General features: G+C 65.8%; 12 protein-coding genes. 3 read left to right on the top strand and 9 right to left on the bottom strand.

Features of this window, described 5'->3' with window-relative positions; genetic code table 11:
• Nucleotides 1-188: 188 nt before the first annotated feature.
• From K414_RS29170 to K414_RS0117410, 6 genes are all read right to left on the bottom strand, one after another.
• Nucleotides 189-326 (bottom strand): hypothetical protein, encoded by a 138-nt coding sequence (locus K414_RS29170; protein ID WP_161631808.1) that lies wholly within the window; start codon nucleotides 324-326, stop codon nucleotides 189-191.
• Between the two features lie 169 nt (nucleotides 327-495).
• Nucleotides 496-2,073, bottom strand: coding sequence for an apolipoprotein N-acyltransferase (gene lnt / locus K414_RS0117430; RefSeq protein ID WP_027497115.1), 1,578 nt, complete (start codon nucleotides 2,071-2,073; stop codon nucleotides 496-498).
• A complete protein-coding gene (locus K414_RS0117425) occupies nucleotides 2,063-3,658 on the bottom strand; it encodes an amidohydrolase (RefSeq protein WP_027497114.1) in 1,596 nt (531 codons plus the stop codon). The genes lnt and K414_RS0117425 overlap by 11 nt, the downstream gene beginning before the upstream one ends.
• A 17-nt stretch (nucleotides 3,659-3,675) precedes the next feature.
• A complete protein-coding gene (locus K414_RS27265) occupies nucleotides 3,676-4,212 on the bottom strand; it encodes an FxsA family protein (protein ID WP_037219361.1) in 537 nt (178 codons plus the stop codon).
• Nucleotides 4,213-4,293: 81 nt separating this feature from the next.
• Nucleotides 4,294-4,950, bottom strand: a complete 657-nt coding sequence (locus K414_RS0117415; RefSeq protein WP_027497113.1) for a response regulator transcription factor — start codon at nucleotides 4,948-4,950, stop codon at nucleotides 4,294-4,296.
• A 16-nt stretch (nucleotides 4,951-4,966) separates the two neighbouring features.
• Nucleotides 4,967-6,127, bottom strand: coding sequence for a sensor histidine kinase (locus tag K414_RS0117410; RefSeq protein ID WP_027497112.1), 1,161 nt, complete (start codon nucleotides 6,125-6,127; stop codon nucleotides 4,967-4,969).
• Between the two features lie 17 nt (nucleotides 6,128-6,144).
• Here K414_RS0117410 and K414_RS0117405 point away from each other — a divergent pair, with 17 nt between their 5' ends.
• The 3 genes from K414_RS0117405 to K414_RS0117395 are packed head-to-tail and all read left to right on the top strand — an operon-like array spanning nucleotide 6,145 to nucleotide 9,807.
• Nucleotides 6,145-6,912, top strand: coding sequence for a TSUP family transporter (locus K414_RS0117405; protein ID WP_027497111.1), 768 nt, complete (start codon nucleotides 6,145-6,147; stop codon nucleotides 6,910-6,912).
• 10 nt (nucleotides 6,913-6,922) lie between these two features.
• The gene (locus tag K414_RS0117400) at nucleotides 6,923-8,449 is read left to right on the top strand and encodes a TldD/PmbA family protein (RefSeq protein ID WP_027497110.1); all 1,527 of its coding nucleotides are present in this window, start codon (nucleotides 6,923-6,925) and stop codon (nucleotides 8,447-8,449) included.
• Nucleotides 8,446-9,807, top strand: a complete 1,362-nt coding sequence (locus K414_RS0117395; protein WP_027497109.1) for a metallopeptidase TldD-related protein — start codon at nucleotides 8,446-8,448, stop codon at nucleotides 9,805-9,807. Before K414_RS0117400 ends, K414_RS0117395 begins: the two co-directional genes overlap by 4 nt.
• Before the next feature lie 39 nt (nucleotides 9,808-9,846).
• Here the strand turns inward: K414_RS0117395 and K414_RS0117390 are convergent, their stop codons facing one another.
• From K414_RS0117390 to cobN, 3 genes are all read right to left on the bottom strand, one after another.
• Nucleotides 9,847-10,272 (bottom strand): VOC family protein, encoded by a 426-nt coding sequence (locus tag K414_RS0117390; RefSeq protein WP_027497108.1) that lies wholly within the window; start codon nucleotides 10,270-10,272, stop codon nucleotides 9,847-9,849.
• Nucleotides 10,273-10,360: 88 nt separating this feature from the next.
• Nucleotides 10,361-10,741, bottom strand: a complete 381-nt coding sequence (locus K414_RS0117385; protein ID WP_027497107.1) for a PPOX class F420-dependent oxidoreductase — start codon at nucleotides 10,739-10,741, stop codon at nucleotides 10,361-10,363.
• 18 nt (nucleotides 10,742-10,759) lie between these two features.
• The gene (gene cobN, locus K414_RS0117380) at nucleotides 10,760-14,365 is read right to left on the bottom strand and encodes a cobaltochelatase subunit CobN (RefSeq protein WP_027497106.1); all 3,606 of its coding nucleotides are present in this window, start codon (nucleotides 14,363-14,365) and stop codon (nucleotides 10,760-10,762) included.
• Nucleotides 14,366-14,371 lie beyond the last annotated feature (6 nt).

The following is a 14,371-nucleotide window of genomic DNA, read 5'->3' as shown; positions in this document are numbered from 1 at the left end:
GCGTTCGTATCGGTCCACACACACTCGATGGCGGTTGTGGGGCTGTTTGGATTCGTCGCCTGGAGCTTGTCGGATTGAAACAGGGAAGAACCCCGTTTTCACCGGGCGGGCTGCATCGCGGGAACCTCACGCGAAGTAGAGCCGATCGACGGTGTCCGTGAACTCATGAACACGGTTCCCCCTCCCTGTCAGGCGCTCGATCCGGACGCGGCATCGATGCCGATTGTTCGCTCCCCTGACATCGTGACCGAGGCGGCGTTCGGGGGTACGACGGTGGCCGCATCCTGGACCTCCAACACCTCCAGCGGCTTACAAAGATACAACATCGGCCAAGTTCTTTTGTGCGGTAGTCCTAGTGGGCATCGATTGTTCGGAGAAGCTTGTTACAGGATCGCTTGTGTGCGCCACCCGACCGCCGTTTTTACATCGAACGAATGATAGTGATTCGGACCGTCGATGCGCCGAATACCGACCCGAACGAACTTGACGACTGTTTCATTCCCGAAGCCGTCGACGTCGGACGTCGACGAGCGTCGCGATCAACCCCACTGCCGCGGCCAGAATCAGCGCCAGCTCCGCGCCGAAACCGATGCGCGTTGCCGGTGTGAGCGAGCTCCGCAGTTCGACCGTCGATACCAGTACATCCGGCTCGAACAGCGGGGTTTGTTGCAGGACGTTCCCCTCGGGTCCGACTACGGCACTGACGCCGCTCGTCGCCGCAACCACGACGGTGCGTCCGTGTTCGACGGCTCGCACGCGCGACATCGCCAGCTGTTGATACGTCATTTCCGTATCGCCGAACGTGGCGTTGTTGGTGGGGATCGCGATGAATTGCGCACCCGAACGAACGGACTCGTCGAGGGCTCGATCGAATGCGACTTCGTAGCACGTGGCTATTCCGGCCGCTATTCCTGCAGCGTGTACGACACCGTTTCCATTTCCAGGAACGAAATAACCCGCTCGATCGGCGTATTCCGAAAACAGCCGAAAGAAACTTCGGTACGGCAAGTATTCGCCGAAGGGCTGAATGATCTTCTTGTCGTGCCGCTCCCCTGGTCCGTCGGCACCGTTCCACGCGATGACGGAATTGGTGTTCGTGTTGTTCGCGTTGACCAGGACGGTGCCCACGAGAATCGGGGCACCGACGGCAACCGACGCCTGCGTGATGAGCGTCGCAGCGTCGGAGTTGCGCAGCGGGTCGATATCCGACGCGTTCTCCGGCCACACGACGAGATCCGGCGCGGGTTGTCTGCCCGCGTCGACATCGGCGGCCAACGCCATCGTTTCGCGCACATGGTTGTCCAGTACCGCGCGGCGCTGCGCGTTGAAGTCCAGCCCCAGGCGAGGAACACTGCCCTGAATGGCAGCGATCGTCGCCGTGCGATCGCCGTCCCCGGTGTCGTTCGTGTGCAGAGTCGGGATCAGCGACACCGCAGTGATCGATGCGATCGCCGTGGTCACGACCGGTCCGACGAGCGATCGGGCGGTGACGCGACGCGTGAGTGTCAGCACCAGCGCGGCCAGTCCGGTACCGGTGAGCGCGACCCCGAAACTGAGTAGCGGTGCGCCTCCGATGCTCGCCAACGGAAGCAACCAGCCCTCGGGTTGTCCGAACGCCAGCCGGCCCCATGGAAACCCTCCGAAAGGAACGCTCGACCGAAGCCACTCGGCGGCGCTCCACATCAGGGCCATCGACAGCGGCCACCACGCGCTCCGCGCAACCAGCACGGCCGTCAAACCGAACAGACCGAGGAATACCGATTCGGCTGCGGCCAGCGCGAGCCACGGCACCGGGCCGACGTAGACGCCGATCCACGGGAGCAGAGGAACGAAGAAGGCGAGGCCGGCCACGTAGCCGTATCCGAATCCGCCTTTCAGCGACACCGATCGGCGACCGCCGAACCCCGTCAGAACCAGTGCCAGTACTGCGATGCCGATGGGTGCCAGAAACCAGAGCGTTCGCGGCGGAAAACTGGCGAAGACGAGCGCGCCGGCAACGGCAGCCAGGACGGTCGACAGCGCGGGTCCGTACAGCCGGGTCAGTCGCGCGGTCGAGGGGTTCTCACTGCTCATGAACGACCCGTCCACGGTGCACCGTCATCGAGCAGCGGGGACCGACGGACGACGCCTCGAGGCTGGGCAGCGGTGCCACGCCCGCACGGGGGTCGGTCGACCACCGTTGAACGCTGTCCTTCGGTGCTCGCACGACGAGCTCGTCCACGTCCCACACCGCAAAGGACGCGGGGGCGCCCGGCACCAGTGTTCCGGCCAAACCGTCGCGCACTCCCCCCGCCCGCCATGCACCGCGCGTCGCAGCCGAGAACGCCGCACGCGGCGACACCGAGCTCCCCGGAGTGCGGTGGTTCGCCGCAGCCCGGACCGTCGCCCACGGATCGAGGGACGTCACCGGCGCATCGGAGCCGAACGCCAGCGAGACTCCCGCAGACGCCAGGCGCGCGAACGGGTGGAGTTCGGCAGCGCGCTCGGCACCCAGACGCGCGGCGTAGAGGCCGTCGGCTCCGCCCCACGCCGCGTCGAACGCCGGCTGCATGCTGGCGATGACGCCCCACGACGCCAACAGGTCGGCTTGCTGCGCGGACACCATCGCCACGTGCTCGAGCCGGTGTCCGCACGACGCGACGGCGGGTGTGCCCAGATCGGCGACCACCCGGCCGAATGCAGTGACGGCGGCCGACACCGCGGCGTCGCCGATGACGTGGAAGCCGGCCTGAGTTCCGGCCGTCGTGCAGGCGGCGATGTGTGCAGCTATCGCGTCGACATCTGCGTACGACACCCCGGTTCCGGGACCATCGGCGTACGGCGAGCTCAACCATGCGGTGTGCGACCCGAGGGATCCGTCGACGAAGATATCGCCTGCCAATCCGTGGGCACCGGTCTCTTCGAGCAATTCGCGGGCGCGTTCGGCGGTATCGGCCAGCTCGCCCCAGTAGCCGCGTACTTCGACGCCGTGCTCGGTGTTCATGAGTTCGCGGAAATCGACGATGCCCGACACCACCGGTCCTGCACATTCGTGGACCGCGACGATTCCGTGCGCCGCGGCGTCGTCCAGCGCAGCAGCCCTTGCTCGGCGTCGGGTGTCGGCGGTGAGCAGCGAGCGAGCGGTCTGCCGAGCACGATGGTGCGCGTCTGCGGTCAGTGGAGACTGTTCGGAGTAGCCGGAGGTGGCGTCGGCAGCGGACGCGGCGAACCGCAATCGGGTGGATACGGCGGCCGAGTGCGAGTCGACTCGGGTGAGGTACACCGCTCGTCCGGGAGCAGCCGCATCGAGTTCGGCGGTGGTGGGAGGACGTTGTTCGGACCAGGTGGACTCGTCCCAACCGTGACCCCAGATCAGGTCGTCTTCCGAGGATGCCGCATGTTCTCGCACCATGCGTACGCAGTCCTCGACCGACGTGGACCGGCTCAGGTCCAGGCCGATCAACGACAGTCCGAGGTCGGTCACGTGAACGTGCGTGTCCACGAAGGCCGGAGCGACGAAAGAACCGGCCAGATCGATGACGGGAACGCCGGGATGCAAGGCTCGTCCGGTGCGATCCTCACCGATCCAGCTGATGATTCCGTCGGTCACGGCCATGGCGGTGGCATCGGGAGCCGAAGGACTGTAGATCCGTCCGCCGCAGAACAATTCGGTGGTCACGAGCGACCAGTCTGCCCCTACCGGTGGGACTTGGGGAAATCCCCGGCAGCGGGATCGACGCGGCCCGGGTCGATCACCTCACCCTCGAGAACGAGCGACGGTCCGGTGGTTCGTGGTCCGCGATTCTCGCCGGCCGTACGGTCGTCGAGTACCTCACCGTCGATGACCGTGGGGCGCATGCGCCGAGTGGACGCCGCGACTCGGGGCAGCCACCGCGCGGCCGCCCACAGCACGGCAGGCCGGAGCAGCCAGCGAGTCGGTGGGATCAACAGCAACAGGCCTACCACCGTGGTCACCAGGCCGGGCACGAACATGGCCACCGACCCTGCAGCGAAGAGTGCGCCGTCGGCCACGGCTCCCTCGGCCGAGCGTTCACCCTGCGATGCGCGTCGCAGGCCGTCCAGTACCCGCCGGCCTTGCGAACGGACCAGCAACGAACCGATCAACGATCCAGCGATGAGCAGCACCACGGTCCACAGCACACCGAGTGCACTGCCCACAGCGACCAGGGCTGTGACCTCGACCACGACGTAGAGCACGAACAGAGCGAGCATGACGGTCCTTTCTTCGCTTGGTCCGTACAACGTCCGGCACAGTCGTTTTTCTCCCGATGCGTCCTGTTTGCCGGGAGATTCTCAGGATCCAGGTCTGACGAGGCCGGATTCGTAGGCGAGTACGACGGCTTGCACTCGGTCACGTACTCCCAGCTTGGTCAGTATTCGGCCGATGTGGGTCTTGATGGTCGCCTCGGACAGGTGCAACACCGTCGCGATCTCGGCATTGGACAGCCCGGTTGCCAGGTGCGCCATGACCTCTCGCTCACGCCCGGTCAGGCCGTCCAGTACCGATGGGTCGACGGCCGGCTCGGTGCGCTCGACGAACCGCGACAACAGCCTCTTCGTGACTTTCGGTGATACGACGGCGTCACCCGCAGCCACGCTCCGAATCGCGGATACCAGATCCTCGGGCGGTGTGTCCTTGAGCAGAAATCCACTGGCTCCTGCCCTGAGCGCACCGAGTACGTGCTCGTCGAGATCGAACGTCGTCATGACCAGAACCCTGGTGTCCGATCCCGATTCGGTGATCGCTCGAGTGGCGGAGACCCCGTCGATCCCGGGCATGCGGACGTCCATCAAGACCACGGCGGGCGCCAACCGTGCCACGGCTTCGATGGCACCGGAGCCGTCGGACGCTTCACCGATCACCTCGATGTCGTCCTGGGCTTCGAGCACCATGTTCAGGCCCATTCGCATCAGTTCCTGGTCGTCCACGACGACAACGGTGATCGGCACCGACACAACCTAACGCCTACTCGATCGGCAGTCTCGCCCGCACGAGCCAGGAGCCCTGGGGTGTTCGACCGACCTGCAACGTGCCCTGCAACACCGCGACTCGCTCCCGCATCCCCACCAGTCCGTGTCCTCCGCCACGGGTCGGTGGCGCCGCACTGCCGGTGCCGTTGTCGGAGATCTCGACGGTGACGGTGTCTGCTTCGCGTGCGACCCGCACGACGGCTCGTGGGGCATGGCCGGCGTGCCGAAGAACGTTCGTCAGCGATTCCTGGACGAGTCGGTGTACGCCGAGACTGATCGCCGGACTGATGTCGTCGAGATTGCCCGTCTGTTCCAACTCGACGTTCAGGCCCGCTCGACTCATCATTTCCACGACGCGGGCCAGACCGGCCGTGCCGTACTCGGGCATGTCGTCCGCGTCGGGGGTCGTTCGCAGCAGTGCGACCGTTCTACGCAGTTCGGCCAGCGCCTGCCGGCCCGTCGCCGAGATGTTGGCCACCGCCTGCTCGGCACGTTCGGGGTTGCGCCGGATGGCATACGACGCCCCGTCGGCCTGGACCACCATCACGCTCACCCCGTGGGCGACGACATCGTGCAGCTCGCGCGCGATGCGTGTTCTTTCCATGAGCACGGCCTCCTCGGCGCGGCGATCCCGGTCGTACTCGGCCACGATCAGTCGGGCTTCCATCGCCTCGTCGTATGCGCGTCGGGCACCGAGGAATTCGGCAGCGACCCACGACAGTGCGTACAGCAGAGCGCTGAACAGCAGCGTCGTGAACAACGGCTGGTGGAAGAGCAACAACGAGGACACCGAGTAGGCGGCCACACCGGCGGCGTAGACGGCCCCCTGCGCGCGGCCGACGTAGGCCACCAGGGTGTAGAGCATGATCGGCAACGCCAGTGCGGCCGGATGGCCGTTGGAGGTATCCCCGACCATGGCTCCCCACACGTCGGCGACGAACGTCGACACGAGCGCCGCGGCCGCCACGGACCTGGGGAACCGTCGCCGCCACGCGACGGGAACGGTCAGGACCACCGAGAAGGCCAGAAACAACGGCCCGTTCAGGCCGTCGGCCGAACTCACGAAAACGAGAATCTCGATGACGAAAAGCCCACCGGCGAGCAGTGCGTCGGCCACGAACGGTTGGCCACGGAGCCACAGGCTGAATCGACGCATGTGATTGAGTTTGCCGTATGACTGTCGCGGACTGGGGAATGTTGATGGCCGCCGCGACAGCAGCAGGATGGGTCGACGCCGTGGTCGGCGGAGGCGGTCTCATTCTGTTGCCTGCGATCTTGCTCGTGGCACCGCAACTGACACAGCAGGCAGCCCTCGCGACCAACAAGGCGACCGCAGTCTTCGGAACAGTCGCCGCCGTCGTCACGTTCGCCCGCAAGGTCTCGCTCGACTGGAAGGTGCTCGTTCCTGCCGGCGCGATCGCGGCGACGACCTCGGCGGCGGGCGCTGCCGCGGTGTCGTTGATCGACCGCGACCTCTTCGTGCCGATCATCATGGTCGTGCTGGTCGGCGTTGCGGTACTGGTGACCTGTCGACCGACCATCGGTCGTACCGCGGCACCGTCGCCCCCGACGCATCGCAAAGTTCTGATCGTCATCGGCCTCGCCGCAGCCGGCATCGGGTTCTACGACGGCATTCTCGGACCCGGCACCGGCACCTTCCTCATCATCGTCTTCGCGACGATGCTGGGCACCGAATTCGTCCGCAGCGCCGCGATGGCAAAAGTGATCAACGTCGGCTCCAATGTCGGTGCGCTGACCTACTTCGCATTCACCGGCAGTGTGTACTGGCAACTCGGTGCTGCGATGGCCGCCTGCAATGTCGTCGGTGCGATACTCGGTTCGAGGACGGCGGTCGCCAGGGGCGCAGGCTTCGTCAGGATCGTGTTGCTCGTCGTCGTGATCGGCATGGTCCTACGCCTCGGCTGGCAACAATTCGGCTAGCGTCACAGTCGTGACGACACCATCGGACCGGTCGGTCGACGCCGACTTCCTCGCCCTCCCCCTGCGAGAACTGGCCGACGCGGCCCTGAGCGCGGCGCGTACGGCCGGAGCCTCGCACGCGGACTTCCGGGTGCAGCGGCTGACGACTCAGTCGATTTCACTGCGCGACGGCTCGGTGCAATCCGCCGTCGACGCCGGGGAAATCGGGTTGGCGGTGCGGGTAGTCGTCGACGGCACCTGGGGTTTCGCCTCTCACGCCGAGCTGAGTACCGACGCGGCTGCCACCACGGCGCGGCGTGCGGCCAAGGTGGCGACGGCGTTACGCGTTCTCAACCGCGAACGGGTCGAACTCGCGCCCGAACCGGTGTACTCGGATGCGGTTTGGGTCTCGCAGTACGAGATCGACCCGTTCGACGTTCCCACCACCGACAAAGTGGCGCTGCTGGCCGAGTACTCGGCCAGGTTGTCCGCCTCGGACGGCGTCGACCACGTCACGGCGTCGGTGTTGCAGGTCAAGGAACAGTCGTTCTATGCCGATTCGGCGGGCAGCTCGATCACTCAGCAGCGGGTACGACTACACCCGCAGTTCGAGGCAACTGCCGTGGACCGAGCGGCCGGCGCGTTCGATTCGATGCGGACATTGGCACCGCCGGTCGGACGCGGCTGGGAGTACCTCGGCGAACACAGCACGTGGGACTGGGCGGACGAACTCGCGCGTATCCCGGAGTGGCTGGCCGAGAAGGTCAAGGCCCCGTCGGTGGTGGCAGGTCCGACGGATCTCGTCATCGATCCCTCCAACCTGTGGCTCACCATCCACGAATCCATCGGACACGCAACGGAATACGACCGAGCGATCGGGTACGAGGCCGCCTACGCCGGGACGTCCTTCGCCACACCCGATCAGCTCGGAACCTTGCGTTACGGCTCACCCATCATGCACGTCACCGCAGACCGGACCGAGGTGAACGGTCTCGCCAGTATCGGCTACGACGACGACGGCGTGGCCGCGCAGAAGTGGGATCTGGTTCGCGACGGAACACTCGTCGGCTACCAACTCGATCGGGTCTTCGCCCCGAGGCTCGGACTGGAACGGTCCAACGGGTGCTCCTACGCCGACTCCGCACATCACGTTCCGATCCAACGCATGGCGAACGTGTCGTTGCAGCCCGATCCCGACACCGACCGGTCGACCGAGGAGGTCATCGCCGCGGTCGAGGACGGTATATACGTGGTCGGCGACAAATCGTGGTCGATCGATATGCAGCGGTACAACTTCCAGTTCACCGGACAACGCTTCTACCGGATTCGAAACGGTGTGCTCGACGGCCAGGTGCGCGACGTCGCCTATCAGGCGACGACGACGGATTTCTGGGGTTCGATGGAACTGCTCGGAGGTCGCTCCACCTGGAAACTCGGTGGGGCATTCAACTGCGGCAAGGCCCAACCCGGTCAGGTCGCCGCGGTCAGTCACGGTTGCCCGGTCGCACTGTTCCGCGGGGTCAACGTCCTCAACACCCGATCGGAGGCAGGTCGATGATCGAGCCGCAGCAGGTGATCGAACGTGCGTTGGCGTGTGCGAACGTCGACGACACCGTCGTCCTCGTCACCGACTCCAGCGACGCGACGCTTCGGTGGGCGGGCAATTCGATGACCACGAACGGCGTCTCCACTTCGAGGCAGTGGGTGGTGGTGTCCATCGTCCGGAACGGGGACGTGGCGCGGGTGGGTTCGGTGTCGTCCACCAGTGTCGATCCGAGCGAGATCGCGGACGTCGTGCGTGCCAGTGAAGCAGCGGCCCGCGCCGCCGAGCCTGCGGACGACGCGATGCCGCTGCTGACCCCCGATTCCGAGCCGGACGGCTGGGATCGACACGCGCAGGCCACGTCGATCGACGTGTTCGGTTCGCTGGCAACGGAACTGAACGTCGGATTCGACGGCCGAGACACGTTGTACGGATTCGCCGAGCATCGCGTCGACAACGTGTGGCTCGGAACCTCGACCGGAGTGCGACGCACGTTCACACAGCCGACCGGGTCGATCGAGATCAACGGAAAGCGGTCCGGGGCGAGTGCCTGGGTGGGAAAAGGTACAGCCGATTTCCGCGACGTGTCGGCGGCATCGATGCTCGGAGAATTGTCCACCAGGCTGGGCTGGGCGCAGAACACCGTGGAGCGTCCCGCCGGTCGGTACGACACGGTGTTGCCGCCCTCCGCCGTGGCCGATCTGATGATCTACCTGATGTGGACCATGGAGGGGCGCGGGGCCCAGGAGGGGCGCACCGCACTCTCGCGGGCCGGTGGCACCCGAGTCGGCGAGAAGCTCACCGAGCTGCCGCTGACGCTGCACTCCGACCCGCGCGAGCCCGGTCTCGGGTACGCGCCGTTCGTCGCGGCGGGCTCCTCCAGTGATGCGGTGTCGGTGTTCGACAACGGTCTCGGCATCGACCGGGTCGATTGGATCCGGGACGGCGCGATCGCAGCACTGGCCTATACACGCGCCGGAGCCCGGAAGTTCGAGGTACCCGTTGCCGTCCCCGGGGAGAATCTGATCCTCACCGGCGGCAGCGACACCGGGATCGACGCGATGGTCGCGTCGACCGAGCGCGGGCTGTTACTGACGACACTGTGGTACATCCGAGAGGTCGATCCGACCTCGTTGCTGCTCACGGGTCTCACCCGCGACGGTGTCTACGCCATCGAGGACGGCCGGATCATCGGAGCCGTCAACAACTTCCGGTTCAACGAGAGTCCTCTGGATCTGTTGCGACGTGTCACCGAGGCCGGACGGACCGAGGCGACACTGCCGCGCGAGTGGAAGGACTGGTTCACTCGCACGGCAATGCCGCCGCTGCGCATTCCGGACTTTCACATGTCCTCGGTCAGCGCCGCGCAATAGGGTCTGCGGGGTCGTTCCCGCAGGCCCTGCGTCCGACCGTTACTTGTCGGGTCCGGACAACTCGAGAGCGATGTTGTCGGGGTCGCGGAACTCCACGATGGACAGTCCGGGCCCTGCGTCCTTGATGCCCTCGTGCGCGATGCCGAGCTCATCGAGCGTCTTGACTGCATCCTCGAGCGCGGCACGGGTATCGACGGTGAAGCTGAGGTGGTCCAGCCCACAACGATCTTCGGCGAAGGTGTCGTCGCTCGGCGCGACCGGGCGCAGACCGAGCAAACCCCCGCCGAACTTGTAGATCACGCCGCCGAAGAGGAACCACAGGGCTTTCTTGGTCTCCTCGTCCGCGTCGGGATCCCAGGCGTAGGCCACCTCGAAGCCGAACACCGAGTCGTAGAACGATCGGGATCGGTCGATGTCACTGACGGTGAGTCGGACATGGTTGTAATCGGTCACTGCAATAGGCACGTGGTGCTCCGTTCCGGCAGCAGGGGAAGCCGCCTCATGAAGCATTCGGAACTGCGCATACCAACGATGGTGTCGTCGTGCAGACCGGTTACGCGGGAGTGATCGCGAGCCCGACCGAGCCGCTCTTGCCCCTTCGAAGAACGCTGCCCTTCACGGTGAGCCAGCCCAGGATGCCGTACTTCGACACTATCGCCGCGCGCGCTTTCTCGGTGCCGGCTGCATCGAGGATCTCGGCTGTCGCGTCGACCGCGTCGCCCTGGGGTTTGCCACGCATGTCGCACGGTGCGAGCAGAACCTTCGAGTTACGGCGAATGCGCTTGACCTTCCACGAATCCGACACCGTCCACACGAGCAGACGATCACCGTCGAGCGCACCCCAGAGCGGGGTCGGTACGGCGGTGCCGTCCTTCTTGAACGTCGTCAGCAGTACGTACTTGCCCTTGGCAATGTCCTCGAAGGTGGCAGTCATACCGAGAAGGGTACGTCGCTACTCCCCCTCGAGCTCACCTTCGGTTTCCAGGTACACCTGGCGCAAGCCGTCGAGAACCTGCTTGTCCGGCTCGGCCCACATCTTGCGCTCCGCGGCCTCGAGCAGTCGTTCGGCGATACCGTGCAGTGCCCAGGGATTGGACTGTTGCATGAACTTCTGGTTCTGCTCGTCGAGCACATAGGTCTCGGCCAACTTCTCGTACATCCAGTCCTGCACCACATCGGTGGTGGCGTCGTAACCGAACAGGTAGTCCACGGTCGCCGCCATCTCGAACGCACCCTTGTAGCCGTGCCTGCGCATGGCTTCGAGCCACCGAGGGTTGACGACCCGAGCGCGGAAGACGCGGGCGGTTTCTTCCGAGAGTGTGCGCGTGCGAACCGATTCCGGCCGCGTGCTGTCACCGATGTATGCCTCGGGCGACTTTCCGGTCAGCGCGCGCACGGTCGCGACCATGCCGCCGTGGTACTGGAAGTAGTCGTCGGAATCGGCGATGTCGTGCTCACGTGTATCGGTGTTCTTGGCGGCCACGGCAATACGCTTGTACGCAGTGCGCATGTCGTCCGACGCGGGTACTCCGTCGAGTCCGCGGCCGTAGGCGAAGCCGCCCCAGGTGGTGTACACCTGAGCGAGGTCGTCGTCGCTGCGCCACGTCTTGCTGTCGATCAGCTGAAGCAACCCGGCACCGTACGTTCCTGGCTTCGAACCGAAAATGCGTGTCGTAGAACGTCGTTCGTCACCGTGTTCGGCCAGATCGGCCTGCGCGTGTGCACGGACGTAGTTCCGATCCGCAGGCTCGTCCAACGCAGCCACCATCCGAACCGCGTCGTCGAGAAGGGCGAGCACGTGCGGGAACGCGTCACGGAAGAATCCACTGATCCGTACCGTCACATCGATGCGAGGGCGGTCGAGCTCGTCGAGGTCGATCACCTCGAGGCGCGTCACCCGGCGCGAGGCCTCGTCCCACACCGGGGAGACTCCGAGCAGAGCGAACACCTCGGCGATGTCGTCGCCCGAAGTCCGCATGGCCGAGGTGCCCCACACCGAGAGACCGACCGACTTCGGCCACTCGCCGTGATCCTGGCGGTAGCGAGCGAGCAGGGATTCTGCCATCGCCTGACCGGTCTCCCACGCCAGTTTCGACGGCACGGCCTTCGGGTCGACCGAGTAGAAATTGCGGCCGGTAGGAAGCACGTTGATCAGGCCGCGCAGCGGTGAACCGCTCGGACCCGCCGCGATGAACCCGCCGTCGAGAGCGTGCAACACCTGCTCGATCTCGCGGGAAGTTCCGCGTAGACGCGGTACCACCTCGGCGGCGGCGAACCTCATAATCTCTGCGACCACGTCACCGTGTTCGCCCGCAACCCGCTCGGCCTCGGCCGGATTCCACTGCGTCGCTTGCATTGCCGCGACCAATCCGTGCGCGACGGCCTCGATGCTGTCGACGCGCGTGCGTTCCTCGTCGCCGTCCTCGCTGAGCCCGAGAGCTTCGCGTAGACCGGGCACCGTCTGCTCGCCGCCCCACATCTGCCGAGCGCGCAGCATCGCCAGCACCAACTCGACCTCGGCATCGCCTACGGGCTCCTGGCCCAGGATGTGCAGCCCGTCGCGGATCTGCACGTCCTTGATCTCGCACAGCCATCCGTCGACGTGCAGCAGCATGTCGTCGAACACTTCCTCGTCGGGACGCTCGTCGAGTCCGAGGTCCTTGTGCATCTGTGCCGCGGTCATCAGCGTCCAGATCTGCTGGCGAATGGCCGGCAGCTTGGCCGGATCGAGAGCCGAGATGTTCGCGTGTTCGTCCAGCAGCTGTTCGAGCCGAGAGATGTCTCCGTAGCTCTCCGCTCTCGCCATCGGCGGGATGAGGTGATCGACGAGAGTGGCGTGGGCTCGCCGCTTGGCCTGTGTGCCCTCCCCCGGATCGTTGACCAGGAAGGGATAGATCAGCGGCAAGTCGCCCAGCGCTGCGTCGGTGCCGCAGGAGGCGGACATGCCGAGGGTCTTGCCGGGGAGCCATTCCAGGTTTCCGTGCTTACCGAGATGAACCATCGCGTCGGCCCCGAAGCCGCCGTCCTCGCGGGCTGCAGAGATCCACCGGTAGGCGGCCAAATAGTGATGGCTCGGCGGCAGATCCGGGTCGTGATAGATCGCAACGGGCTTCTCACCGAATCCGCGCGGCGGCTGAACCATGATGACCACATTGCCGAATTGCATTGCTGCGATGACGATCTCACCGTCGGGATCAGCGGAACGATCGACGTAGAGATCACCCGGTGCCGGTCCCCAATGTTCGATCACACCCTCGCGAAGGTCGTCGGGAAGCTGCTCGAACCAGGTGCGGTACCGGGCCGCCGAAATGCGAATGGGATTGCCCTCGAGCTGGGCGTCGGTGAGCCAGTTGGGGTCCTGACCGCCACGGGCGATCAAGGCGTGGATCAGTGCGTCGCCGTCTCGGGCCGCCAGACCGGGCACCGAATCCGGGCCCTCGAGCGGTCCGAGGTCGTAACCGGCCTCACGCATGTCCGACATCAACGCGATCGCGCTGGCGGGAGTGTCGAGGCCGACGGCATTGCCGATGCGGGCATGTTTGGTGGGATACGCCGAGAACATCAGGGCGATTCGGCGGTCGGCGGCCGGGATGTGTCGGAGCCGCGCATGGCGGACGGCGATGCCGGCGACGCGTGCTGCTCGCTCGTGGTCCGGAACGTACGTGGTCAGGCCGTCGTCGTCGATCTCCTTGAACGAGAACGGAACCGTGATGAGGCGGCCGTCGAATTCCGGGACAGCGACCTGCGTGGCCACGTCGAGGGGCGAGAGTCCGTCGTCGTTCTCGGACCACGTCGCGCGGGAACTCGTCAGGCACAGACCCTGCAGGATCGGAACGTCGAGGGCGGCGAGCTCGGCGACATCCCAGGCTTCGTCGTCGCCGCCTGCCGAAGCGCCGGCGGGTTTGGTGCCGCCCGCAGCCAGCACGGTCACGATCAAGGCATCCGCCGACTTCAGCGTCTCCAGCAGGTCGGCTTCCGCCGTACGCAGTGACGCACAGTAGATGGGCAGTGCGTTCGCCCCGGCGTTCTCGACTGCGGCGGCGAGGGCATCGATGTAGGTGGTATTTCCGGCGAGATGCTGAGCGCGGTAGTACAGAATCGCCACCGTCGGGCCGTCGGAGTGCTGGTCGGAGTTCCGCTCGAGGTGGCCCCACGTCGGCAGGTGTCGAGGGGCATCGAAACCGTGACCGGTGAGGAGCACCGTGTCGGACAGAAAGTTGTACAGCTGCCGCAAATTGCCCGAGCCGCCCTCGGCCAGATAGTTGTGCGCTTGGGCGGCGACGTTGGCGGGCACCGTGGAGATCTCCATCAGATCCGCATCCGGGGCCTGTTCGCCGCCCAGCACGACCACGGGCAAACCGGTGGCCAGGACGGCCTCGATTCCCGACTCCCACGAGCGACGCGATCCGAGAATGCGGACGATGATCAGCTCGGCCGATTCGGCCATCGACGGGATGTCTTCCGCCAGCAGGCGGGACGGGTTGCCCCACGTGAAATCGGCCCCACTGGCGCGGGCACTGAGCAGATCGGTGTCCGATGTGGACAGCAACAGAAACACGGGTAA

It is taken from the genome of Rhodococcus sp. JG-3 (assembly GCF_000482405.1).
Classification (GTDB): Bacteria; Actinomycetota; Actinomycetes; order Mycobacteriales; family Mycobacteriaceae; genus Rhodococcoides; species Rhodococcoides fascians.
The sequence above is the reverse complement of the archived record's forward strand: the minus strand, read 5'-3'. Positions and strand labels throughout refer to the sequence as shown.